This window comes from Flaviramulus aquimarinus (genome assembly GCF_039543205.1).
In the GTDB taxonomy this organism is placed as follows: domain Bacteria; phylum Bacteroidota; class Bacteroidia; order Flavobacteriales; family Flavobacteriaceae; genus Flaviramulus_B; species Flaviramulus_B aquimarinus.
On sequence record NZ_BAABJH010000007.1, the window covers coordinates 97,494 to 123,763 of the forward strand.

22 protein-coding genes and 1 pseudogene are annotated in these 26,270 nt (G+C 33.7%); 16 read left to right on the forward strand and 7 right to left on the reverse strand.

The annotated features are described in order from the left end of the window. The first annotated feature begins 138 nt into the window (after positions 1-138). Complete coding sequence (locus ABD941_RS13745; protein WP_345274713.1) at positions 139-1,113, forward strand: LuxR C-terminal-related transcriptional regulator; 975 nt, start codon at positions 139-141, stop codon at positions 1,111-1,113. Positions 1,114-1,168: 55 nt separating this feature from the next. Here ABD941_RS13745 and ABD941_RS13750 read toward each other — a convergent pair whose 3' ends face one another. Beyond that, positions 1,169-1,951 (reverse strand): S1/P1 nuclease, encoded by a 783-nt coding sequence (locus tag ABD941_RS13750; protein ID WP_345274714.1) that lies wholly within the window; start codon positions 1,949-1,951, stop codon positions 1,169-1,171. Positions 1,952-2,032: 81 nt separating this feature from the next. Continuing rightward, positions 2,033-3,742, reverse strand: coding sequence for a hypothetical protein (locus tag ABD941_RS13755; protein WP_345274715.1), 1,710 nt, complete (start codon positions 3,740-3,742; stop codon positions 2,033-2,035). Between the two features lie 316 nt (positions 3,743-4,058). Here ABD941_RS13755 and ABD941_RS13760 point away from each other — a divergent pair, with 316 nt between their 5' ends. The 3 genes from ABD941_RS13760 to ABD941_RS13770 are packed head-to-tail and all read left to right on the forward strand — an operon-like array spanning position 4,059 to position 5,668. Beyond that, a complete protein-coding gene (locus tag ABD941_RS13760) occupies positions 4,059-4,631 on the forward strand; it encodes an RNA polymerase sigma factor (protein ID WP_345274716.1) in 573 nt (190 codons plus the stop codon). After that, the gene (locus ABD941_RS13765; RefSeq protein WP_345274717.1) at positions 4,631-4,816 is read left to right on the forward strand and encodes a hypothetical protein; all 186 of its coding nucleotides are present in this window, start codon (positions 4,631-4,633) and stop codon (positions 4,814-4,816) included. Before ABD941_RS13760 ends, ABD941_RS13765 begins: the two co-directional genes overlap by 1 nt. A gap of 36 nt (positions 4,817-4,852) precedes the next feature. Next, positions 4,853-5,668, forward strand: coding sequence for a mechanosensitive ion channel family protein (locus ABD941_RS13770; RefSeq protein ID WP_345274718.1), 816 nt, complete (start codon positions 4,853-4,855; stop codon positions 5,666-5,668). Between the two features lie 100 nt (positions 5,669-5,768). Here the strand turns inward: ABD941_RS13770 and ABD941_RS13775 are convergent, their stop codons facing one another. The 3 genes from ABD941_RS13775 to ABD941_RS13785 form a co-directional block, all read right to left on the reverse strand. Further along, a complete protein-coding gene (locus ABD941_RS13775; protein ID WP_345274719.1) occupies positions 5,769-6,143 on the reverse strand; it encodes a LytR/AlgR family response regulator transcription factor in 375 nt (124 codons plus the stop codon). Between the two features lie 84 nt (positions 6,144-6,227). After that, positions 6,228-7,580: a DEAD/DEAH box helicase gene (locus ABD941_RS13780; protein ID WP_345274720.1), complete on the reverse strand. Its 1,353-nt coding sequence runs from the start codon at positions 7,578-7,580 to the stop codon at positions 6,228-6,230. A 42-nt stretch (positions 7,581-7,622) separates the two neighbouring features. After that, a complete protein-coding gene (locus tag ABD941_RS13785) occupies positions 7,623-8,516 on the reverse strand; it encodes an aldose 1-epimerase family protein (protein ID WP_345274721.1) in 894 nt (297 codons plus the stop codon). Positions 8,517-8,593: 77 nt separating this feature from the next. On the opposite strand from ABD941_RS13785, the gene pabB reads away from it, so the two are divergent. From pabB to ABD941_RS13805, 4 genes are all read left to right on the forward strand, one after another. Then, positions 8,594-9,886: an aminodeoxychorismate synthase component I gene (gene pabB, locus ABD941_RS13790; protein WP_345274722.1), complete on the forward strand. Its 1,293-nt coding sequence runs from the start codon at positions 8,594-8,596 to the stop codon at positions 9,884-9,886. Positions 9,887-9,966: 80 nt separating this feature from the next. Next, on the forward strand, positions 9,967-11,277 hold the full coding sequence (gene tilS / locus ABD941_RS13795) for a tRNA lysidine(34) synthetase TilS (RefSeq protein ID WP_345274878.1): 1,311 nt from the start codon (positions 9,967-9,969) through the stop codon (positions 11,275-11,277). Between the two features lie 202 nt (positions 11,278-11,479). Continuing rightward, positions 11,480-13,117, forward strand: a complete 1,638-nt coding sequence (ade, locus tag ABD941_RS13800) for an adenine deaminase (RefSeq protein ID WP_345274723.1) — start codon at positions 11,480-11,482, stop codon at positions 13,115-13,117. 38 nt (positions 13,118-13,155) lie between these two features. Beyond that, positions 13,156-14,121 (forward strand): YheT family hydrolase, encoded by a 966-nt coding sequence (locus ABD941_RS13805; protein WP_345274724.1) that lies wholly within the window; start codon positions 13,156-13,158, stop codon positions 14,119-14,121. A gap of 199 nt (positions 14,122-14,320) precedes the next feature. On the opposite strand, the gene ABD941_RS13810 is transcribed toward ABD941_RS13805, so the two are convergent. Then, the gene (locus ABD941_RS13810) at positions 14,321-15,790 is read right to left on the reverse strand and encodes an SLC13 family permease (protein WP_345274725.1); all 1,470 of its coding nucleotides are present in this window, start codon (positions 15,788-15,790) and stop codon (positions 14,321-14,323) included. A 152-nt stretch (positions 15,791-15,942) separates the two neighbouring features. On the opposite strand from ABD941_RS13810, the gene ABD941_RS13815 reads away from it, so the two are divergent. The 7 genes from ABD941_RS13815 (at position 15,943) to ABD941_RS13845 (ending at position 25,016) form a co-directional block, all read left to right on the forward strand. Next, positions 15,943-18,237, forward strand: coding sequence for an FdhF/YdeP family oxidoreductase (locus ABD941_RS13815; RefSeq protein ID WP_345274726.1), 2,295 nt, complete (start codon positions 15,943-15,945; stop codon positions 18,235-18,237). Between the two features lie 157 nt (positions 18,238-18,394). Then, positions 18,395-20,908, forward strand: a complete 2,514-nt coding sequence (gene nirB / locus ABD941_RS13820; RefSeq protein WP_345274727.1) for a nitrite reductase large subunit NirB — start codon at positions 18,395-18,397, stop codon at positions 20,906-20,908. 75 nt (positions 20,909-20,983) lie between these two features. After that, on the forward strand, positions 20,984-21,361 hold the full coding sequence (gene nirD / locus ABD941_RS13825) for a nitrite reductase small subunit NirD (RefSeq protein ID WP_345274728.1): 378 nt from the start codon (positions 20,984-20,986) through the stop codon (positions 21,359-21,361). Between the two features lie 10 nt (positions 21,362-21,371). After that, positions 21,372-21,956, forward strand: a complete 585-nt coding sequence (locus ABD941_RS13830) for a DUF4202 domain-containing protein (protein WP_345274729.1) — start codon at positions 21,372-21,374, stop codon at positions 21,954-21,956. Positions 21,957-21,966: 10 nt separating this feature from the next. Beyond that, entirely contained in the window at positions 21,967-23,787 is a 1,821-nt protein-coding gene (locus ABD941_RS13835; RefSeq protein WP_345274730.1) for a sensor histidine kinase, read from the forward strand. A gap of 131 nt (positions 23,788-23,918) precedes the next feature. Continuing rightward, entirely contained in the window at positions 23,919-24,299 is a 381-nt protein-coding gene (locus ABD941_RS13840) for a RidA family protein (protein ID WP_345274731.1), read from the forward strand. 51 nt (positions 24,300-24,350) lie between these two features. Further along, positions 24,351-25,016, forward strand: a complete 666-nt coding sequence (locus tag ABD941_RS13845; RefSeq protein ID WP_345274732.1) for a response regulator — start codon at positions 24,351-24,353, stop codon at positions 25,014-25,016. A gap of 13 nt (positions 25,017-25,029) precedes the next feature. On the opposite strand, the gene ABD941_RS13850 is transcribed toward ABD941_RS13845, so the two are convergent. Then, entirely contained in the window at positions 25,030-26,001 is a 972-nt protein-coding gene (locus tag ABD941_RS13850; RefSeq protein WP_345274733.1) for a Fic family protein, read from the reverse strand. Between the two features lie 96 nt (positions 26,002-26,097). On the opposite strand from ABD941_RS13850, the pseudogene ABD941_RS13855 reads away from it, so the two are divergent. Then, positions 26,098-26,217: pseudogene (locus ABD941_RS13855) on the forward strand (LuxR C-terminal-related transcriptional regulator); the annotation flags it as partial. Positions 26,218-26,270: the final 53 nt, after the last annotated feature.

A 26,270-nucleotide genomic window follows, 5' to 3' on the forward strand; every position in this document is an offset into this window, starting at 1 on the left:
TTCTAGTTCTGAAGATTCAATTTCTGATCAGTTTCGCCAAAACATAACCAAAACACTTGAGAATTGTATAGTAGATAAAAAAAATTCAAGAGTATAAAAAATTTCCCATTAATACATAGTAAACAATCTATGTACATTATGGATTGGAAACAATCACGAATAACCTTTTCAAGTGGCGTATATGAAATGTTAGGATATAACTCCGAAGAGTTTAATATGTATGCTGCCTTAAGTTTTATTCATCCAGATGATATTAAAATAGTTAACAGAATCATTCAAGGTGTTATTAGCCATAGTGTAAATACAAGTTTGTTGAGTAACAAACAATATTTAAAAATAACCTTTAGAGCTCTAAAAAAAGACGGTACTTATATTAAAGTTTTGAGACAGTCTTCGCCATATCAAATGGATATAGACGGTAAGTTTATTAGCAATTTAACGTTTCTAACAGATATTTCATTTATAAAGTCTCATAGCAATAGGGTTGAATGGACTCTTTTTTCCGAGGATATGGATGTTTCAAAATTTAAAGAAAATATTTATAGAGAATTCATTGGTTTTTTTACATCAAGAGAACTGGAAATCGTATACCTTATCCATAATAATTTCACCAATAAAGAAATAGCATCCCAACTATTCATTAGCGCCCATACCGTGGTGGCTCATCGCAAAAACATTCTTAGAAAAAGTAACTGTCATAACAGTAGAGAGCTATTAGAGTTTTGTCAACTTAATGGTATTACTTATGATGATCAATTTTATTCAGCCTGTGGCCTGGCAACAGGAGGGACAACAGGAACAGCAGATTGTGGTGCTGAACCAGGAACACAATTTTTAAACGACACTTTTGAAAGTAATGGAGCAACATTATCAAATTCAAATTTTGAATTATTAGCAGGTGTAACTTTATATCCAAACCCTGCCAGAGAGGTTATATTCATATCTTCAGACCAAATAATTGAAAAGATAGAACTATATGATATTATAGGTAAACAGATATTAACAACTAAAGAAACCTTAGAAGTGAGAGTAAACTATTTACAAAAAGGTTTGTATTTACTAAAGTTATATTCAGGTAATACCAGTGTAACTAAAAAAATAACTATAGAATAAAAAAATATAAAAAAAATATCATAAGAAAAGCAACCTATCAGGTTGCTTTTTTGTTTTAAAATAACTCATTTAAAACTTTAGCCAAACGAATCCCCGCAATTTGTAACTGACTTCTAACCGTTTTAAAATGGTCATAAGAATAACGATATCTCAAATTCTCATCAGGCTCAGCAGACGCATATACCTTTTTAGTTAATTGATGTGTTTCATTTACCCAATCTATAATAGAACCTTCTCGGATAGATTTAATTTGTTTATTGCTTAAAACATCGGCGTTTTCTGCTAATTCATTGTAGCTCATATCAAACTCATTAATCATTTCTGTATCCCAAACTCTATGTAAATTAGAGTCTTTGTAAAACCATTGCACTTTAAAGTCATTGCCGCCTTTATCTTCTAGTAAGCCAATATGCATGGGCTGATGTAGGTCTCCAATAAGGTGAATTAAAAGCTTTAAATAAAAAGCTTTGTCTTCATCTGAAGCCTTTTTATCTGTTATAACACTTTTACAGTATTCAATTCCAGTAACTAAATCACCTTTACTGTTCTTTTTAGAATCCTCATAATTTTTATCCAAAGGCATATTAATGTAATGCCAACTATAATATTTGTTATAGCGTTTATCTGATTTTATTTCATCAGCAAACGTAGAAACAAAGGCTAATGATTTTCTGTTTAATAATCGTCTAACTTCTCTTTTAGCTTTGCCATATAAATAATTATCTGCTATTTTCCCAACAACACGATGTCCTGTTGCGCCCCAAAAATCATCAGTGGCATGACTTTGAAAAGGCATAATAAAAAGAATCGTAATCAGAAAGATGTATAGTGATTTCATAAATTTATTTTTTGCTAATTTATAAATAACATATGGAAGAATTGAAAATAACATTATGCTTAACAAAAGTTTAATGGTTTACTATATATCGTAATCGGCATAAGCCCAACTTTCAGAAATAAGTTCATCCATTTTGGTTGTATTTTTGGAGTCGTTTAACGCGGTGTAGGCTTGTTTTAAACCATGATGTGCCCATCCGTTATTTGGAAAATTTTTCAAATCTTCTAGATATAATTCAATGGCAACTCTGTTTTGACCATTCATCATAAGTATAGGCCCTAAATGATGCCGAACTGAAAAAAACCAATCTGGTGGCTCATTATAGTTTAATGCATCTTCCATAATAACAGCTTCTCTTAAAAGAGCAATACTAGCTTTGTAATTTTTTTCATGAGCTAAAATTTCAGCTTTTAAAACGTTTTTGGCTATGCCAACTAAATTGTAAACGGAGTTAATATCCCAGATGGTTACATTATTTAGGCTTTCATCTTTGGATAAAACCTCTAGAGCGGATAATTCTGTTTTAGCCTTATCAATAGAGCCTTTTCCTAAATACGCCATGCCCTCGGCATAATGACGAATAGCTTTAGGGTATTTTAAATCGTGAGTTTCTAGTTTCATGTCTAAAATAGCATCCCACATTTTGAACTTTACTGCCACATAATAAGGTATCGTATAATAGTGCTGTAAAGTCCCCCAACCTGGTTCTTTCATAATTTCTGGGTAAACGTATTTAGATACTTTATTGGCACCGATCATTGCCCAATGACTATTACCTTCAAGCGTTGCTGTAGCAGCCATAAAATGATAATTGTGAGGATAATAACCTAATGGATATGCACCCTGAGCATGACAATTGCTAACATAGGTACTGTCTGCTTTTACAGCGGCTATATTTGATAAAGTGCCTTTGTGATATTCACCCGTTCTGATGTAGGTATGTGAGGGCATATGTAACAAATGGCCTGAACCAGGAACCAAACCATCATCAAACACTTTTGCTGAAGCATCAGAACGTTCTGGTGTATTCGACATTTCAACAGCATGAATATAAAAATGATGAGCCCCTGGATGTTTAGGGTTCTTTTCAATCAGCGTTTCAAGTAAATTAACAATTTCTGGTGTCCAAGGTTTAGCATTGCCCACTTTATCAAATAAATCCCAAGGATGTAAATTCATCATAGACTCTACATAAAGCGCTGCTATTTCTGAGTCATCAGGATATTTATGGTTTAGAGTCTTTAAAGCTTTAGAATATGCTATGTCCAATTCACTTCTATCTTCTGGAGGTTTAGGGGCGTAACGTATAGCCATAGCTTCTATGAATTCCTTTTCTTTTTTGGTAGTGTTTGCCGAAAGTGCTTTGGCTTTTTGAATAGCATCATAGGCGCGTTCATAATTGTCAGGCTCCATACCAGCATTGTAGTTTGGGCCTAATACATAGGCGAACCCCCAAAAAGCCATAGCGCAACTAGGGTCTAATCTTGAAGCATAATGAAACGATCGAGCTGCTTCAGCATGATTAAAAGCATAAGCCAATGCCATACCTTGATTAAAATATTGCTGCACTAAACTGTTTTCAGTAGTTATAGGATAATTAATGACATCATAACCATCTAAAAGTGGTGCCATATTATCTTCTTTGTACCACTTAGCGTCAGTAACAGGAGGAACGCATGCATATTTAGAAGCAAACGTTTTAGTTAGAATAAGTTCCTCAGGTTGTTTGTTCGTTTTTTTACAAGAAAAAAATAGATTGAGGGCAATCAAAGTTAGAATTACATTTTTCATTTTGTAAAATTTTGATTGTTAAGACTTTATTGTGATACAATGTACTAATTTTTTAATTCTTTCAGGAAAAAGCGTATTTAAATTGTTATATATATGTGTACGAGCTTATGTCATTTTCAGTGTTTTAGATTTGCTTACAAAATATTAGATTCAATATCATTAAAGATTATAGATAGTTTGCGTAGTAAATGCGTATTAAACAGACATTATTTTAGTACAAAATAATATTATTTTTATTTTTTTTCAATTTACATGTGACCTTTTAAAAAAGCATGTGTCTTATAACACAATAACAATTAAATAGCGCAAGCTAAATTTGAAAACCCTAGACAATATTAATAAGCTATCTGATGAAGATCTGATTGAAGCTATTGTGAAAACCAATAACACATTGCTTTTTGAGATACTTTATGATAGGTATGCTATGTTAGTATATAATAAGTGTTTTGGTTTTGCAAAGGATGCCGATGAAGCTAAAGATTTAACACAAGATGTATTTTTAAAGTTGTTTGTTAAATTGGCTAGTTTTAAAGGAAAATCGAAATTTTCAACGTGGTTATATGCATTTACTTATAATCATTGCGTAAATTATGTGACTAGAAATACGGCTAAGAAATTTGAAAAACAGTCGGTAGATTATAAAGATATTGAAAACCTTTCAGAAAAGGAAGACGATAATAGTTTTCTAGATATGAAAGTTGATAAATTAAAAGTGGCATTGGAACTCATTTCTCCAGAAGAGAAAATGATATTGTTACTAAAATATCAAGATTTTCTTTCAATAAAGGAAATTGAAAGTGTTTTAGGAATTGGAGAAAGTGCTGTTAAAATGAGAATAAAACGTGCCAAGGATAAACTTGTAAGCGTTTATAATGATAACCTTAAGTAATGGAGAATCCGTTTAAACATATAAATCAGCCGCTTAAGGAAGTTCCACCGGAACTTAAGGCTAAGGTTATGAGTGATATTGCCATGGCAAAACTCATAATGGACTTGGCTGCTCTGTTTTCTTATAATTTTAGTCATGTAATAGAAACAGTTATTAGTAAAAGAGAAACGAATAACAAAAATTAGTAACCCGAAAAAACAACCAATTATAACCCGATAATTATGAATTTTTTAGAACAAATAAAGGAATCATTACAAAAAATATGGCTTGATATTGCTGCTGCTGCACCCAAAGTTTTAGGTGTCCTTGCATTAATTATTATTTTTTTAATCGTTACGAAGATAATTACGAGCGTATTGAAAAAAGTGCTTACAAAGGCGAATATTAACAAGTTAGGAGATAAGCTAAATGAAATTGAATTATCGGAAGGTAAGACACTTAATATTAATTTAGTAAACATTCTTGTAAAGACAGTTAAATGGCTACTATATGTTGTTTTAATTACCATTGTTGCTGATATTCTTGAGTTAACCATGGTATCTGAGGGCTTAAAAAGCTTTATAGGGTATTTGCCAAAGCTTTTTACTGCATTAGTTATAGTAACATTAGGTCTATTGTTTGCAACTTTTGTTAAAAAATCATTACATAGTTTATTTGAGTCTGTAGAGCTATCTGGAGGCAAATTAATAAGTCAGTTGGTGTTTATATTGTTAATGGTTTTAATAAGTGTTACCGCATTAAACCAAGCAGAAATAAATACGGATATTATTACGAGTAATATAAAAATGATACTCGCAGCATTTTTGTTAGCCTTTGCATTGGCCTTTGGCTTAGGAGCCCGAAATGTTATTGAAAAAGTATTAAACACCTTTTATACTAGAAAGTTATATGAGGTTGGAAAGGTAATTGAGTTTAATGGTATACGCGGTGAGATTGAATCTATAAACAGTATATCGGTTACAATGAAAACAAAAAAAGGAAAATTAGTAGTACCCATTAAAGATATTGTAGAGAGTCAAGTAAGTATACAGGATTAACTTTAAGTTAGGGTTAAAATTTGGTTGGTTACTTTTCTGTAAACCCAAAAACTCTCTACATGTTACAATCCCTTTTCATTCATTTGGAAAGGGATTTTTTTTAGAATTTTTCAAGAATTTGTAACACATCCTTTTTATAACTTCTACTAATGGTTAAAGCCGTGTTATTGATGATTATTTCCTCGTTAGTGAATGAAGTAATATGTTTTAAGGCTATAATGTACGAACGATGAATTCTTAAAAATCGTTTACTAGGTAGTTTTGCTTCAATGGCACTTATAGTTTCTCTGGTAACAATAGTTTCATTAGCTAAATGAATTTTAATATAGTCGCTATAGCTTTCAATATAAATGACAGCTTCAAAATCAATTTTAATCATGCGGCGGTCAGCTCTTACAAACATAAAATCGTTGTCGACATTATCTTGACTTTCGTAATGTTTTGTTTCAGCATGTATATCAAAATAAGTATTCACAGCTTTTAGTAATCTATCAAAAGAAATAGGTTTTAAACAAATCTAAAAATGCGATTTACTGCAACTTAATACTGATACTAAAACCTACTTCCTTTTATTCCGCTTATTATAATTCTTATCGCCTCGTGTTTTAGGCTTTTTATACTTGGCAGCAATTTTAAATTTATAGCTTCCGCCTAAATTTTCTTTTTGGTTCTTTTCGGATTTTTCATGAAATGCTGGACCAGGAGCATCTTCGTCTCTGCGCTTGTTAGGATTATTGCGCTCTTTTATTTGCGGACGTTCCTCTTCAATAAGTTCGGTAGAAATCTCAACAGCCTCAGGAATGTTTAAAACAGGAATGGTCATTTTCATTAAAGCTTCAATACCTTCGATAGCCTCTTGTTCCTTTTCAGTAGAAAACACAAGGGCTTCACCTTTACGCTCGGCACGACCCGTTCTACCAATTCGGTGCATGTAGTTTTCAGGAAAAGCAGGGGTGTCAAAATTAATAACGTGGGATACATTATCAATATCCAAACCACGTGCCATAACATCGGTGGCAATTAAAATACGGTTTTCACCGTTTCTAAATTGCTCAATACTGCGTAACCTGTAATTCTGTGTTTTATTAGAGTGAATGACGCATAATTCATCATGAAACTGTTCATCTAACTTTTCAAACAAGCGGTCAGCCATACGCTTAAAAGCCACAAAAATCAACACTCTATTAAAGCGTTCCGTATCATTCAGTAAATGTGTCAATACATTTACTTTCGTGTAAAAGTTAGGCACATTATAGCGTTGTTGTGATATATTTTCTAGCGGAGTACCCGAAACCGCTATAGAAACACGTTCTGGACTCTTAAAGAAATCGTTAATCAACAAATCCACATCTTGAGTCATGGTAGCCGAAAACATAATGTTTTGTCTACGTTCAGGTAGCATATCAAAAATGTTAATCAATTGGTGTCTAAACCCTAAATCGAGCATCACATCCACTTCATCAATCACTAATTTTTGTATGGATTTAAGCTGTAAAACACGGCTTAAAGCCAAATCATATAAACGTCCAGGTGTAGCTACTAAAATATCTAAACCTTCAGCTATAGCCTGCTTTTGGGTATTGATGTTAGTGCCGCCATAAACCCCTAAAACACGGTTGTTAATGTATTTGGATAGCTTTTCAATCTCATCAACCACTTGCACGACCAATTCGCGGGTAGGTACTAAAACTAAAACCCGAGGGTTTTCTTGTTCAGAATACTTCAAGTTTTTCAAAATAGGCAGCATATAGGCAAAGGTTTTTCCTGTACCTGTTTGCGCAATACCAACCACATCTTTTCCAGAAGCCACCACATTAAAAGCTTGCTCTTGAATGGGTGTAGGTGTTGTAAAGCCTAAATCGTCTAAGGCATTAAAAAGAGGCGTGTTTATATTTAAATCGGAAAACGTCAAAATGCTACTATTTTAGTGGCAAAGTTACACTTATTCTTGGCTTTAGACTAAATGCTTATGGTGTATTTCAATACTATAGGTCGCTTTAAACGATTTGTTAGCATCTAAACTCAAAATACCTTCCTTGTCTTTAAGGTTTTGGTTAGTCGCTTCACTATCAGCTATGCCCAGCCAAGGCTCAATACAAACGTAATTGCCGTTTGGTTTTGCCCAAATACCTAAATACGGAAAACCATCGTAATGCACAGAAAGAATCGAATCGTGTTCACTACTTTTTAACGTGATTTTCCTGGATTTTATATCTTTAAAAACAAGCGCATCTTCATTAAATAAATCGTGAGTTAACGGAAGTTTGTTAGCGTTATTAAAAACAGGTTCTGTTTTAGATGAAATAAGCCCATTATCCATATTAATTAAATGCCTTTTAGAGTTTTCTTTATGTTCAAATTCTAAAAAGTAATCCTCATAATTTTCATTATCATAAACAGGACATTTAAAAGCAGGGTGTCCGCCAACCGAAAAATACATGGTTTTAGTATCTATGTTTTTAATGGTGTGGCAAACTTCAATAGTGTTATCCGTTAAGGTGTAAGTCATAAAAAACTCAAACTTAAAAGGATAGATATTTAATAGACTTTCATTGTATGCTAACTTAAAAGTCAAACTATTTTCGGTTTGTTCATGTAAAACAACATTGTCATTATGTCGAACAAAACCATGTTTAGGGAGCTCGTAGGCTTCGTTATCAAAAGTATAGGTGTCCTCTTTTAAAGCGCCGATAATAGGAAATAAATTAGGCGCGTAACTTCCCCAAATAGTTGGGTCAGCATGCCACATAAAATCTGTTTTAGTTTTAACAGCAGTTATTTTACAGAGTTCAGCACCAGTTTTTTTTATAGATATTTCAAGTTTATCGTTTTTTAATGTATACATCATAATTCCTATTTAAACTTATGTGCAAAAATCTTAATTTTTTAAGGATTCTAACTAACTTTGCTGTAGAATAATTTTTTTTGAGGACAAAACACATTCATACTTTCGAGGATATCGAAAATTTTAAGAATCAGCTACTGAGTTGGGCACAGCAATTTGATGATGTGGTTTGGCTAGATTCAAATAATTACCATCAAAAATATTCTAGTTACGATGCCGTTTTAGCAGCAGATGCGTTTACATGCATTCAAACAGATTACAATCAGGGGTTTGAAAAACTTAAAGAATATCAAACTATTACTAAAGATTGGATTTTCGGTTATTTAGCTTATGATTTAAAGAACGATGTTGAGGATTTAAAATCTACTAATTATGATGCTTTAAGCTTTCCCGATTTATATTTTTTTCAACCTAAAAAGTTGTTTTTATTAAAAGGAAATCAAGTTGAAATTAAATATTTAAATTGTGTTGATGATGAATTAGAAACCGATTTAATTCAGATTAATAATTTAGAAGATGAGTCTCGCGATCATTTATGCAGTGCTATAAAAATAAAACTCCGCATTCATAAAGATGAATATTTTGATAAAGTAAATACCATGCTTGCTCATATTCATCGAGGCGATATTTATGAGGCTAATTTTTGCCAAGAGTTTTTTGCCGAAAACACCTGTATAAATCCTCTTGAAACCTATAAAAAGCTCAACACCATATCCAAACCACCATTAGCGTCTTTTGTTAAGTTACAAGACAAATATGTTTTGAGTGCTTCACCAGAGCGTTATATTAAAAAAGTGGGTAATACTATAATTTCGCAACCCATAAAAGGCACGGCAAAACGTTCGGAAAATAAGGCAGAAGATAATCAGCTAAAAACAGATTTATCAAAGGACCAAAAGGAGCGTAGCGAAAACATTATGATTGTTGATTTGGTACGTAATGATTTATCAAAAACGGCATTAAAAGGTAGTGTAAAGGTTGAAGAGTTATGTAAGGTTTACACCTTTGATCAAGTACATCAAATGATTTCTACGGTTACTTCAAAAGTAGAACCAGAAACACATGCGGTTGATATTATAAAAAGTACTTTCCCTATGGGTAGTATGACAGGCGCTCCAAAAATTTCAGCAATGAAAATTATTGAAGATTTAGAAGAAACAAAGCGTGGTGTGTATTCAGGAGCTATTGGCTATTTTTCTCCAGAAGGAGATTTTGATTTCAATGTTGTAATCAGGAGTATTCTCTATAACGAAAGCAATCAATATGTGTCTTATTCCGTTGGTGGTGCTATTACGGCCAAAAGTAATCCGTTAAAAGAGTACGAGGAGTGTTTGGTTAAAGCTAAAGCCATGCGAGAAGTTTTGGAGGGTTAGACTATTTCAGTAGTATGGTGTTCAGGAAAACTTTGTGTCTTTGCGGCTTTGCGAGATTAAAATAAAACTTAACTTTGAGCGTGCTTAAAATTCTAGAAAAACATATCAATAAAAAGCTGTCTTTTTTAAAAGAAAGCAAACTCCTCATCGCCATTTCCGGGGGCATTGATAGTGTGGTTTTAACATATTTATGCAAAGAATTAAAACTTGATATATCACTAGCCCATTGTAATTTTAGCTTACGAGGACAAGAAAGTGATGCCGACGAAGATTTTGTATTGCAATTAGCAGAAGATTTAGATTTAGAAGTTTTTGTACAACGTTTTGATACCGAGCAATATGCTGAAGGTAATAAGCAGTCTATCCAAATGGCAGCACGCGAATTACGATACAATTGGTTTAGTGATTTAGCAGAACAATTACAGTTTGATTATATCTTAACCGCGCATCATGCCGATGATAATTTGGAAACTTTTCTAATTAATTTTACTAGGGGAACTGGATTGGAAGGTTTAACAGGGATTCCAGAAGTTAATAGCGTTTTTGTACGCCCGTTATTACCATTTTCAAGTGAAGACATAGAAACTCATGCTAAAGAAAATAAGATTAAATGGCGAGATGATAGTAGTAACAAATCGGTCAAATACCTAAGGAATAAATTGCGTCATGAAGTCATTCCGATATTAAAAGAAATCAATCCAAGTTTGTTACAAAGCTTTCAATCTACTTTAAATAACTTAAACGATACCGCTGATATTGTTGAAGAAAGCACAAATGCCGTTTTAAAAAGAGCTATTGAAACTATAGATGATAACCATATAGCGTTTAAAATTTCTGAATTTAAAAAAGTAAACAACCCCAAAGCCTATTTATTTGAAGTTTTTAAAGACTACGGATTTACCGAATGGCAAGACGTTTTAAATTTATTGGATGCAGAAACAGGCAAACAAGTGTATTCATCAACACACCGTTTAATTAAAAATAGAGCACATTTACTTTTAAGTGAAATTAATTCAGGAGTAAATAAAACCATTTCTGTTTTAGAAGAAGAAAAGCAAGTTGAAACCCCTTTTGGGACGTTGTTTTTTGATGAAGCTGACGCTATTTTTGGAAACCGAAGCAACATTATTTTTGTTGATAAAATGCTATTGAAATTTCCATTAACCATTAGAAAATATAGCGAAGGCGATGTGCTTTATCCGTTAGGAATGACAGGGAAAAAGAAAGTGAGTAAATACTTTAAAGATGAAAAACTCTCGCTATTAGATAAAGAAAACACATGGTTATTATGCTCTGGAAATGATGTTGTTTGGGTGATTAATAGAAGAGCAGATAACCGTTTTAGAGTAACAGAAAACACGAAGCAAATCCTGAAAATTGAATTAAAATAAAACTGTCACACTGAGCAGGCAAGAATCCACTATATAGGGGATAACTTTAAATGAAAAAACGAATGTCACACTGAGCTTGTCGAAGTGTCTCATTAAGCGAGATTAAAATAACTTTGTCATTCCGCACGTGATGCGGAATCCACAAAAAACGAATAACACTGTCATGCTGAGCGTAGTCGAAGCATCTCATTAAACTTATAACTTGAAACTACAAGGTAACATAGTCGACATACAAAACAAACGCATTTATAAAGGCGAAATTACTTTTGAAAATGGTAAAATTCTATCCATTCAAGAGAAAACACATGATGTAAACCATTATATTCTTCCTGGTTTTGTAGATGCCCATATCCATATAGAAAGCTCGATGCTTGTTCCGAGTGAATTTGCAAGATTAGCAGTTAAGCATGGCACAGTTGCAACAGTTTCAGACCCGCATGAAATAGCCAACGTATTAGGAATAGAAGGTGTTGAGTTTATGATTCAAAACGGAAAAGAAGTACCGTTTAAATTCAATTTTGGAGCACCATCCTGTGTGCCAGCTACAAACTTTGAATCTGCAGGCGCTGTAATTGATTCAAAGGGAATAAAATCACTTCTAGAAAATCCAGATATCAAATATCTAGCAGAAATGATGAATTACCCGGGTGTACTTTTTGATGACGATGAGGTCATGAAAAAAATAGCTTGGGCAAAACACTATAACAAGCCTGTAGATGGTCATGCTCCAGGATTAAGAGGTGATGCTGTTTCAAGATACATTAATGCTGGAATCTCCACAGATCACGAATGTTTTACTTATGAAGAAGCTTTGGAGAAACTTCAAAAAGGCATGAAAATTCTAATTAGAGAAGGTAGTGCTGCCAAAAACTTTGAAGCGTTAATTGATTTGCTACCAGAACATTTTGAAAGCATGATGTTTTGTAGTGATGATAAACACCCAGATGATTTGATTGTCGGGCACATTAATCAGTTATGTGAAAGAGCGGTAGCAAAAGGAATTGATGTTTTTAAAGTATTACAGGTAGCTTGTATAAATCCAACAAACCATTATAATTTAGATGTTGGTTTATTACAAGAAGGTGATGCAGCAGATTTTATTATTGTTGAAGATTTAAAAGCATTTAAAACGCTTCAAACCTATATAAATGGCGAATTGGTTTTTGATAAAGGAACATCTTTAATAAAGCAAGTGCCTTTTGAGAACCTAAATAATTTCAATTGTAATAAAAAAGAAGCCTCAGATTTTAGAGTAACATCTTCAGTATCACAAATTAGAGTTATTGAAGCATTAGAAGGTCAGTTGGTTACAAACGAATTGATTGAAGCGGCAAAAATTGAAAACGGAAATCTCGTTTCGAATACAGAAACCGATATTTTGAAAATGACTGTGGTTAATCGCTATCATCCCGATAGCGATCGGGATCAAAAACCTGCTATAGCGTTTATTAAAAATTTTGGATTAAAAGAAGGTTCTATCGCATCATCAGTAGGTCACGATTCGCATAATATTATAGCAGTTGGTGTCTCGGACGACGCTATTTGTAAAGCTGTGAATCTAATCATAGAAAATAAAGGGGGTATTTGTGCAATTTCCAATTCAGAAGAAAAAATAGTGCCACTTCCCGTAGCTGGAATCATGAGCGATAAAGATGGACAAACCATAGGAAAACAATACGCAGAACTTGATAAAATAGCTAAAGCATTAGGGAGTAAATTGTATGCGCCCTATATGACACTATCGTTTATGGCTTTATTAGTTATCCCATCCCTTAAATTAAGTGATAAAGGATTGTTCGATGGCAATACATTTAAGTTTACACCTCTAGAGCTTGAGTGAGCCTGATAATTATTAACTAACAACTACTAACTGAATACATGCCAATAATAGAATCAACTTACAAACCACGTTTTTATTTTAAAAACGGATTCATATCAACCGTATATTCGGGTTTAGTAAGACGGGTTTCATTGAAACAAGAACGTGAACGCATCATATTAAAAGATGAAGATTTTTTAGATTTAGATTGGAGTTTTGCTAAGGTTAAAAGCGATAAGCTTATCATTTTATTGCATGGTTTGGAAGGAAACGGACAGCGACCTTATATGACGGGAACTGCAAAGCTATTTAATGAAAATGATATTGATGCCGTTTGTGTAAACTTTAGAGGTTGTAGTGGAGAAGATAACTTGAAGTATTACAGTTACCATTCAGGAGCTACAGGAGATTTAGAAGAAATAATTAATCATGTAGTTTCAAATAAAAAATATTCAAAAATTTATTTAAAAGGCATTAGTCTTGGCGCAAACATTATTCTCAAATACTTAGGAGAACGGCATATTGTTCCTGCTCAAATTAAAGCAGCAATTGCTGTTTCTGTACCGTGTTACCTAATGGGTTCAGCCAAGGAATTACATACGTTTAAAAACAAGTTATATCATGACAGATTTTTAAAACACTTAGTAAGTAAGTTAAAAGCAAAGCAAAAGCGTTTTCCAGAATTATTAAGTAATGAAAAACTAAATTCAATAAAAACCTTAACAAGTTTTGATAATATATATACCTCAAAAGCACATGGTTTTGAAGATGCTTTAGACTATTATTTTAGATGTAGTAGTTTGCAGTTTCTATCAAACATAAAAACACCAACCCTTATTATTAATGCTTTAAATGATTCATTTTTATCTCCAGAATGCTTTCCGGTAAAAGAAGCTAAAAGTAGTTCAAATTTACATTTAGAAATGCCTAACCATGGTGGGCATGCTGGCTTTATTGATAAAAAGAATGTGTACTATAATGAAAAACGCGCATTAGAGTTTATAAATAACGTGAGTTCGATATAAATTTTAATGAATGATTTGTATGTAGCGTAGAAAAACAGTCTTTTGTCATGTCGACAGAACAAAGTATGAGTGACCAGACATCTCAGAAAGATAAGATTCCTCCATGGTCCTGGTTTGGATGACAATTTTTCTTTGTTAAAAGAATTAAATGTTTGATAACTAGATGGTAACATGTCAAATTTACATTAAATAATAATGACTAGTTTTTCAAACTCTCAGGAAAGCCTTCAATAACAATATTCCACAATTCAGGAAGTACAAAATATACAAATAGTGTTAGAATTATTATCGAAATAATGTTCATAACAATCCCTTTACGTACCATATCAGGAATTCGTAAATATCCAGAGCCAAAAACAACAGCATTTGGAGGTGTAGCAACGGGTAACATAAAGGCACAAGAGGCAGCCACAGCAGCACCCACCATTAAAATAAAAGGATGAATGTCAATAGTTAAAGCCATTGGTGCTAAAACAGGTAAAAGCATGGCGGTTGTTGCTAAATTAGATGTTATTTCAGTTAAAAAATTAACCGCAGCAATCAGCAATAAAATTAAAATAATAGTGCTTACTCCAGCAAGCGTTGTCATTTGATTTCCAATCCATGATGCTAATCCACTAGACTCAAAACCTTTGGCTAGAGCCATGCCACCACCAAATAAAAGAATAATGCCCCAAGGCAAATTTGTAGTGTCCTGCCAAGAGATTATTTTTTTATGCTTTGTTTTGGATGGAATTAAAAATAAGATCAAAGCGAACAAAATAGCAATAATAGTATCATCAATTTGAGGAACTATTTTTTTCAATAAGAATGAACGTGTAATCCAGCAAAATGCTGTAGCAGCAAAAACAATAGCAACCGTTTTTTCTTCGTAAGTCATTTTTCCAAGGGCTTTTAACAAGCGTTTTATTTCTTGTTTACCGCCAGGGAATTCTTTTTGCTTAAAAGAAAATGCAAATGATGTCAAATATTTCCAGCATATAATCAATAGGATAATAGAAATCGGAAACCCAAAAATAAACCATTGTGAAAACGTAATTTCATAACCATACGTTTCAGATAGGATACCCGCTAAAACTAAATTTGGTGGTGTGCCGATTAAAGTTGAAATACCACCAATAGAAGCACTGTATGCTATGGCAAGCATCAAGGCTTTGCCGAAAATTAAATTCTCATCTTCGTCGGTTTTAGGATTGTCTTTGAGTTGCTTGATTATGGCAATACCAATAGGAAGCATCATAACTGAAGTGGCTGTGTTTGATATCCACATAGATAAAAACGCAGTAGCTACCATAAAACCTAAAATAATTTTTTGAACGTTAGAACCAATAATATTAATGATATTAAGAGCAATACGTTTATGTAAATTCCACTTTTCAATAGCTATGGCAATAATAAAACCACCCAAGTATAAAAACACAAATTTATGTCCAAAAGAAGCAGTGGTGGAGCCAATATTTAAACTTCCCGAAAGCGGAAATAAAACAATAGGCAATAATGCTGTTGCTGCTATGGGGATAGCCTCGGTAATCCACCAAACAGCTATCCAAGCAGTTGATGCTAAAATACCATTGGCTTCATCTGATAAGCCTTCAGGAGTAAAAAATAATCGAATTAATATAAATAGCAAAGGACCTAGTAATAATCCAATGCGTTTTGAATTGATCATGCAGCAATTTTAAAGTAGTTCAACCCTTAAAAATAGTTTTTTATTTCATTTTATGGACAAAATAAAAATTGTTTTATATCATTAAAAACATCCTTTTATTATCTTCTAAAAGGTTATTTTTATGCTAAATAAATGTAAGATTAAACTAATAAATGGGTAAATCATCAATAGATAAAGCATTAACTCCAGAAAAGTTTGAAAATTTAAAAACCAAAAAACCACCTAAAAACAGTGTGGGTTTTGGAGGGATTAAGGCTACGCTTAATCAAGTTTCAAAATACATGAATCCTGCCGATGCTTTAAAACTTTCTTTTAAAATAAATCAAAAAGGCGGTTTTGATTGCCCGGGCTGTGCATGGCCAGATCCTGATGATGAACGATCTTCGCTTGGAGAGTTTTGTGAAAACGGTATTAAAGCTATTGCCGAAGAAGCTCAAAACAAAACCATTGGAACTGATTTTTTTGCAAAATATGCTGTAGATGAATTAGCAAGTTGGACTGATTTTAAAATTGGTAAATCGGGCCGTTTGGCAGAGCCTATGTTTCTTCCAGAAGGCGCAACACATTATCAACCCATATCTTGGGAAGATGCTTTTAAAAAAGTAGGCAAACATTTAAACGCTTTAAATCATCCAGATGAAGCCGTGTTTTATACTTCAGGGAGAACGACAAATGAAGCTGCATTTCTATATCAATTGTTTGTTAGGGAGTTTGGTACAGCCAATTTACCCGATTGCTCAAACATGTGTCATGAAGCAAGCGGAAGTGCGCTATCTGAAACCTTAGGGATAGGCAAAGGCTCAGTAACATTAGATGATTTGTATAAAGCAGAGGTCGTTATGGTGGTGGGACAAAACCCCGCAACTAACCATCCTAGAATGCTCACTGCTTTAGAAAAAACTAAAAAGAACGGCGGTAAAATAATAGCAGTAAATCCACTACCAGAAGCGGGATTAATAAAGTTTACCAATCCACAAAATCCAATAAAATTAATAACAGGAGGCACGCAAATAGCAGATGTTTTTGTGCCAATAAATATTAATGGTGACGTTGCTTTTTTTAAAGCCATACTTTTAAAATTATTAGAGCAAGAAGAAATTCAAGGTAATGTATTAGATAAGGAGTTTATTGAAACACATACAAGTGGCTATGATGCCTTTATTTCAGATTTAAAAAGACATAGTTTTGATGAATGCCTTAAAGCTTCAGGTGTTTCAAAAGACATATTTAAGGAAGTGTTTGACTTAATTTTAAACAACAAAAAAATTATTATTTGTTGGGCCATGGGCTTAACGCAGCATGAAAACGCCGTTGATAATATTCGTGAATTAGTAAATCTACTATTACTAAAAGGAAGTATAGGAAAAGAAGGCGCAGGAACGTGTCCGGTGCGCGGGCATTCCAATGTACAAGGCGATAGAACAGTTGGTATTTGGGAATCAGCACCACAAGCTTTTTTAGATAAAATAGAAGCCAAATACGGTTTTAAGCCTACAACCAAACATGGCTATTCCGTTATAGACGCCATTAAGGCGATGTATGATAAAAAAGCGAAAGTGTTTTTTGGATTAGGCGGTAATTTTATTTCGGCAGTTCCAGATACGAGCTATTCGGCTCAAGCATTAGCAAATTGTAATTTAACAGTTCATGTAAGTACAAAATTAAACCGATCGCACTTGGTTACAGGAAAAGAAGCGTTGATTTTGCCATGTTTAGGACGAACCGAAAAAGACTATCAAAAAACAGGGTTACAAACTCAAAGCGTAGAAAACTCAATGGGTGTGATATCCTCAACCAAAGGGATTTTAGAACCCTGCTCAGAAAAATTATTAAGTGAGGTTGCTGTAGTTTGTGGTATAGCAAATGCGACTTTAAAAGCACGCTCTCGAGTTAATTGGTTGACTTATAGAAACGATTATAATTTAGTTCGCGATGATATTGAAGAAGTCGTTTCAGGATTTGAAAATTATAATAAACGGTTAAAGAATCCATCAGGTTTTTATTTGCCAAACGGTGCTCGAGTCAGAGAATTTAAAACCAAAACAGGAAAAGCGAATTTTTCCATTAATAAGCTCCCAGAATGGCAACTTAAAGCTGACGAACTAATCATGATGACCATACGTAGTCATGACCAATTTAACACCACTATTTATGGCTTAGATGATAGATATCGTGGCGTTTTTAATGAACGACGTGTCATTTTTATGAATAAAGAAGATATGAAAGTTCGTCATTTAAAAGAACACGATGTTGTAAATTTAAAGTCAGAATATAACCATACCATTCGTAAAGCCAATAACTTCAAGGTCGTAGGCTATGATATTCCAAAAAACTGTTGTGCAACCTATTTTCCAGAAACTAATGTCTTAGTGCCACTTGATAGTTTTGCGCACACCGCTAAAACACCAGCTTCAAAAAGCGTGAAAATTACGATTGAAAAGCTTTAAGATTTCAGTAAAAACTAAACCTTTAATTTTTCTAATAATCAATTTTTCTTATTGCAATTTGTGAAATTGACAATAATAAGGGTTCTACGTAAGTTTCTTAGTTTTGAATACATAAAAATACGTATAAATACTTAGTTTTGTGTTTAAATACGTAATTATGCAGCATATTATTATCGTTGGAAATGGAATGGTTGGTTACAAGTTTTGTGAAAAATTTGTAGAAAAAGAAGAAGCAAAAGATTTTAAAATTACAGTTTTTGGCGAAGAACCAAGACCAGCTTATGACCGGGTTCACTTGAGTGAATTCTTCGAAAATCAAGATGCTAAAGCTCTTGAAATGGCTCCTGCTGAATGGTATGCCGATAATAATGTAGATTTAATTACAGGCGAACGTGTTGCAGATATCAATAGAACATCAAAAATAATAAAAACAGCTAAAGACCGTGAGTTTTCTTATGATTATTTAGTGTTAGCTACAGGGTCTGCGCCCTTTGTGCCGCCCATTAAAGGTATTGAAAAAGAAGGCGTCTTTGTATATAGAACTATTGAAGATTTAGAAGGTATGCTGGCTTATGCCGCTAAACTTAAGGCAGAAAAACCTAATAGTAGGGCAGCAGTGCTTGGTGGGGGATTATTAGGTTTGGAAGCTGGTAAAGCGGTCATGGATATGGGCTTAGAACCACATATTGTAGAGTTTGCTCCTAAATTAATGCCAAGACAATTAGATTCAAGAAGTAGTCAAGTATTACAATTAAAATTAGAATCCATTGGTTTAAATATCCATTTAAGTAAAGCCACAAATCAAATTTTAGGCGATAAGTGTATTACAGGAATGGAGTTTGGAGAAGACGATGTTTTAGATGTCGATATGCTTGTAGTTTCAGCAGGTATTCGTCCAAGAGATGAATTAGGAAAAGCCTGTGGATTAGATGTTGGTGTTCGTGGCGGTATCGTCGTGGATAACAAAATGCAGACTTCAGACGAGTATATATATGCCATAGGCGAAATAGCCTTATACAACCAAATGATATACGGTTTAGTAGCTCCAGGGTATGATATGGCTGCAATAGCGGTAGAGCAAATTATAGGAAACACAGAATCTGTAATGCCAGCAGATATCGATATGTCTACCAAATTAAAATTAATAGGTGTCGATGTGGCGAGTTTTGGAGAACCATTTATGCCAGCGGCAAAAGGACACTCAATCATTTTTGAAAATAAAACACAGCACCTATATAAACGAATTAACGTAAGCCTTGATGGCAAATCATTGCTAGGTGGTATTTTAGTTGGCGATGCTTCAGATTATAATATGCTACATCAAGTGTATTTAAACGGGATGGCTATTCCAGAAGACCCATCACAATTAATATTACCAGCAAGCGAAGGCGGTTCATCATTTGGAAGTGTTTTAGATTTACCAGATACAGCACAAGTGTGTTCTTGCGAAAGCGTATCCAAAGGCGATATCTGTTGCTCAATTACCGAAGGCGATTGTGCTAATTTTGGTGATGTGGTAGCCAAAACCAAAGCAACATCAGGATGTGGAGGATGTAAACCTATGGTAACAGATTTAGTAAACGAAACATTAAAATCGCTTGGAAAAGAAGTAAAAGAAACCATTTGCGAGCACTTTAGCTTTAACAGGCAAGAGCTTTACGATTTAATAAAAGTCAATAAAGTAGCTGATTATGATGAAGCTTTAAATTTATTTGGCGATGGACATGGTTGTGAAACTTGTAAACCCTTAGTAGCTTCTATTTTTGCAACCATTACCATGGAAACAGCTAATCGCCAACCTACAATTCAAGATACCAACGATAGATTTTTAGCAAACATCCAACGTAACGGTACCTATTCAGTAGTGCCGAGAGTTGCAGGAGGCGAAATCACACCACAACAATTAATAGTCATTGGCGAAGTCGCTAAGAAATACGATTTATATACAAAAATAACAGGCGGACAGCGTATTGATTTATTTGGAGCGCAAATTCATGAACTACCAATGATCTGGAAAGAATTAATTGATGCTGGTTTTGAAAGCGGTCATGCTTATGGAAAATCATTGCGTACAGTAAAAAGTTGTGTAGGCTCAACATGGTGTCGCTACGGTATGCACGAAAGTGTAACCTTTGCCATAGATATCGAGAATAGATACAGAGGCTTACGCTCACCACATAAATTAAAAGGTGGTGTATCAGGATGTATTAGAGAATGTGCAGAAGCAAGAGGAAAGGATTTTGGACTGATTGCCGTAGAAGGCGGATGGAATCTTTACGTCTGTGGAAATGGAGGAGCAACACCAAAGCATGCTGTATTATTAGCCGAACAATTAGATGATAAAACTGTTGTAAAATATCTAGATAGATTCCTGATGTTTTATATCAGAACTGCTGGACCATTAGTAAGAACAGCACCTTGGTTAGATAAATTAGAAGGCGGTATAGATTACCTAAAGCAAGTGGTTGTTGAAGATTCTTTAGGCATAGCAGAAGATTTAGAAATAGAAATGCAAGGGCTTGTAAATAAATATGAATGTGAGTGGAAGGAAGCTATAGAAAATCCAGAAATGATGAAACGTTTTAAGCATTTTGTAAACTCTGATGATACAGACGATAATTTAGAATTTGTACCAATGCGTGGCCAAAAAATGCCAAAAGCTTGGGGTTAGAAAGTAGAATCTTTTAACTGTTTAATCGTGAGGTTTCGGTTAAAAAAAATCAGCAAATTAACAAAAACAATATATATGCAAGATATACTTAGTCAATATGAAACAGTTACAAAAGATGAGGTGAAAACGTGGTTTAAAGTAGGAGATGTAACTGATTTTCCTGAAAACAGTGGCGCATGCATCAAATACAAAACCAAACAAATAGCAGTATATAATTTTGCAAGAACAGGCAAGTGGTATGCATGTCAAAACTTATGTCCACATAAAATGGAAATGGTTTTGTCTTTAGGTATGATTGGCGATAAAGAAGGAATTCCAAAAGTAGCTTGCCCGATGCATAAAAAGAATTTTTCGTTGGAAGATGGTACTAATTTAGGAGGCGACGATTTAAAAATTGCAACTTATCCTATTAAAATTGAAAACAGAAATGTGTATATTGGCTTTTCAGATTAAAAAATGAAATATGAAGCCCACAAGATTTGAAACCGCCATTGCATTAATTGATAAAAAAAACGCTGAAGATATAAATACCTATCCCGTTGCTGGAATAGACTACCCCAAGGAATTATTGTATTCTCAGCGAATGTCCAGAAAGTTATTACAGTTTAATCCTAATGCATCAAAAGCCCTTCAAATTGCAGCACGCGCACAACATATATGCCGATGGAAAATAGCTAGAGATGAGTACCCAATGGACCGCGTAGGTTACTTAAAATGGCGCGAAACCTTAAAGCGAATGCATGCCGATTTAACAACCGATATTTTAAAGCAAGTAGGCTATGATGACCAGTTTGCAGATCGCGTTAAATCTATAATTCTTAAAAAACTCATTAAGAAAAACGAAGAATCTCAAACCCTAGAAGATACTATTTGTTTGGTGTTTTTAGACTACTATTTTGAAGAGTTTGCAGCGAAACACAACGATGAAAAAATCATTGATATCCTAAAAAAAACCTGGGTTAAAATGTCTGATAAAGGCCATGAAGAAGCGCTTAAATTAAACTTTTCAGAAAAAAGTTTAGCCTTGGTAAAACAGGCCATTTCATAAACCTAAACACATGACTAAATCGAGTAATTCATTAGACCAACGCACGTTTGATAAATTACGCCGTTTATACATTATAGCTTTAAGCACCATTGCGCTTTCAGTAATAATTAGTCAGATATTAATCCGAACACATCTTAGCGGGCAAGAAAGCGATTCTACAGTAATAAATGTAGCCGGTAGGCAACGGATGCTAAGCCAGAAACTAACCAAGGATATCGTATCCCTTTCAGTAGAATCCAATCAAACCAATAGAATTCTCCTAAAAGACAAAATTAAAGAAACCTTGCACCTATGGGAGCTGTCTCATCATGCCCTTCAGAACGGCAATGATAGCTTAGGATTACCTAAAAAGAACAGTATAAAAGTCGCCTCAAAGTTTAAGGTATTAAACCCTGTGTTTGATACGATTAATGAGGCCTCAAAATCGATTATTGATAAATTAGAAAATAATCCGTTCTTAGCTATAGAAAGTTATATAGTAGACATTGAAAAGGTGAAAGCCAATGAAGATAATTTTTTGATGATGATGGATGATATTGTAAACCAATATGATTTAGAAGCAGATGAAAAAGTAGAATGGTTACGAAAATTAGAATTATGGCTCACAGGATTGACCCTATTAATATTATTGGGCGAGTTCCTGTTTATATTCTGGCCAGCCGCAAAATCGGTAAAAACCACATTAGCAGAACTGTTATCAGCTGAAAAGCGCGCCAAAAAAATGGCATTCGATGCCGATGAATTGAGTGCAGCCAAGGAAAAATCCATTAGAGAATTACGGGCCTTAAGTCACGCCATGGACGACACCCTATTGTTTGCGCGTATTTTACCAAATGGACATGTGTTGCACATGGGGAATAAGTTTTCGCGTTTGTTTGGGTTTTCTAAGTTTAATCAATCCGCCATGTTTTGGGACGTTTTGTCCATTGACGAACAAGAGCAAATGGCTATAGAAGAACTAATCAATAAGTTTAAGAAAACAGGCTGGCAGGGCGAGTTTAAAGCCACAGCAAAAAATGGCGATGCCATTTGGTTAGAAATGGCTATTATTCCATTCAGTCCAACAGACGAAAAGTCGGAGTTACTCATTATCGCTCAGGAAATTACAGAACGAAAAGCGGGACAGTTGGAAATAGAGCGCCTTACCGAAAAGAGTTTCGAGGAGAAAATGAATCAGCAGAAAGTCATCTCCAGTAAAATTATCGAAAACCAGGAAAAAGAGCAGAATCGTATAGCAAAAGATGTACATGACGGTATTGGCCAAATGCTAACCGGATTAAAATATAATTTGGAGAGTATTGATATTAAAGACATCGATAAAACAGCTTCAAAAATTGAGCATTTAAAGGAATTGACAGCTAATATTATAAAAGGTGTTAGAACAGCCACATTTAATCTAACACCACCAGAATTAACAGACCATGGTATAGTGCCAGCCATTACAAAGCTCACCCAAGAACTCGCTAGACTAACAGGAAAAGACATTGTTTTTTTTAATAAAACCAATTTTAGTCAACGGTTAGATTCATTAGCAGAAATTAATATTTATAGAATCACACAAGAAGCCATAAACAATGCCATAAAATATGCAGAATCCACACATATTTTAGTGTCCTTATCGCATAGCGAAAAGATGCTGAGTATAGTTATAGATGATAATGGAAAAGGCTTTGAACCAGAAAAAGTAAAGCACGTTAAAAATGGCGATGGCGGTATGGGAATGACCTTTATGCGAGAACGTATAAAATATATAGAAGGCCGTTTATTTTTAACTTCAGAAAAAGGGAAAGGGACTCGGGTTACATTGAATATTCCTTTGACAAACACTTAGGTGTTTATTATTCTGAACGTGTTTCAGAACCTGATTATACTGTCCCCTCGAGCGCAGTCGAGAGGTTTTTAAGATTATAGAGATGTTAAGTAGGTCTCGACTGCGCTCGACCTGACAATAAGTATTCAATCATGAAAAGAAAACTAATAAGTTCAGGGTCTTCATTCGAAGAAAAAATAGGGTATTCAAGAGCAGTTGTACAAGGCAATTGGGTATTTGTATCAGGCACTACAGGTTATAATTATAAAGATATGACGATTAGTTATGATATAGCAAAACAAACCGAGCAGTGTCTTTTAAATATAGAAAGTGCTTTGGAACAAGCCAATGCTAGTTTGTCTGATGTCGTGCGAGTAACCTATATTTTGCCTGAAGCTAATGAATTTGAAAAATGCTGGCCAGTTTTAAAACATTTTTTTGGAGATATTAGACCAGCAGCAACTATGATTTCAGCTGGACTAGCTGATGATAAAATGAAAATTGAAATTGAGGTAACGGCGCTTAAGAATTAAGAATACGTAGTATTACGTAATTTTGTTACATTTGCTTTATAATTATTAGTTATGGATACAATCAATGTTGTACTTGCAGACGACCACGTTTTGGTAAGAGACGGTATAAAAGCCCTTTTAGAAGACCAATCTGGAGTAGTAGTGATAGATGAAGCCTCTAACGGAAAAGAAGCTTTAGAAGTACTTAAAACCAATAAGCCCCATGTACTGATTATTGATATCCGAATGCCAGAAATGAATGGTATTGATGCCGTTAAAGAAGTTAACAAACTTTATACCGATGTTAGGACTTTAGTACTATCCATGCACGATTCAGAAGAATACGTAGTACAAGCCATTCAAGCGGGAGCCGATGGCTATTTATTAAAAGGCGCCAGTAAAGAAGAATTTTTAAAAGCGGTGCATAAAGTCGCATCAGGCGGAAAATATTTTACGGGTGATGTATCAGCCATCATCATGAATAATTTTGTAAACGGCAACACCAATACGGCAGTAACTTCAAAAAATACCCCAGTAGAAGACCCGTTTAAACTCACCAAGCGCGAAAAGCAAATACTTAGTTTAGTATTGCAATTAAAAAACAATAAAGATATTGCTGACGAACTTCAAATTAGCAAGCGTACCGCTGAAGTTCATCGTTTTAACCTGATGAAAAAACTAGAAGTTAAAAACTTAATGGAATTGAGTAATAAGGCTAAGGAGTTTGGCTTGGTTTAGTAGTATTTAAGATTTAATTCTCTGTTATATCAGTTATTAATTTATAAACTGTTTTATTCTTTTCTCCTATTTTTTTGAATAAATTTAGTTCTAATCCTTGTTTTAAATCTCTACTTGCCGTTGCAGAAGAAATAGCTTTAAAAACATTCATATAATCTTTTCTGGAGAATTCTGTTTTGGATAATGAAACAAAATATTCAAGTCTATCTTTTTCGCTTAATGTTCTATTATTAAAATTTAAAAGCTCGCTAATTGTAATATCAATAACATTAAGCATATATTCAATAAAGGCTGTAGATTGTCCAGATTTATCACTTTCAGATAGTGCTTTGTAATATTTATCTTGATCTTTACTAATAAGTGTTTCAAAAGGAAGAAATTCAAAAACTGGATATTTTTCCATTAATATTAGAGTTTGCCATAATCTGCCCATTCTGCCATTTCCATCTAAAAATGGATGAATAAATTCCATTTCATAATGAAAAACACAACTTTTAATGAGTTCAATATCATCCTCATTTTTCAAGTAATTAAATAAGTCCTTCATTAAGAAAGGCACGTTTTCATAAGGAGGTGCAAGATGTTCTACTTTTGAGCCTTTTACAATGCCAACGCTTTTTTTTCTATATTCTCCAGGATTTTCAATTAAATTTTGCATTAATTGCTGATGCGCTTTTAGAAAAAACGTTTCACTCCTAGGGCTGTACGTACCTAGATTTTCATAAATATCTATAGCGTTTAAAACTTCAACAACATCTTTTTTAGGACCAATAATCCTTTTGTTTTCTAATAGTGCTGTAATCTGTTGTTCGGTTAGTGTATTGCCCTCAATTTTTAATGAAGAATGAATTGTTTTAATTCTATTTTGTTTTCTTAATTTAGGTGAAGGTCTGTTTAAAAAATTTGCGTTTACCTCTCCAATTTTTTCGGAAATAGCAGTAATTAAACTTAAAATCTTTGGTGTTATCTCGTAAGGAGGTTTCATTTAATAGTATCATTTGATACTATCAAAGATATAATTATTTATTTTGGAATTATAATATGAAAGCGGATTATATAACTTAAATAGTAAAAAAACAATGATGAACTTCAAATAAGCAAGCGTACCGCTGAAGTTCATCGCTTTAACCTCATGAAAAAACTAGAAGTTGAAAACTTAATGGAACTTAGTAATAAGGCTAAGGAGTTTGGGTTGGTTTAGGCGTAACTCGGTTCTTTGTTGGCTTTAGTTTTTTGTTTTTTACCGCTCATTAG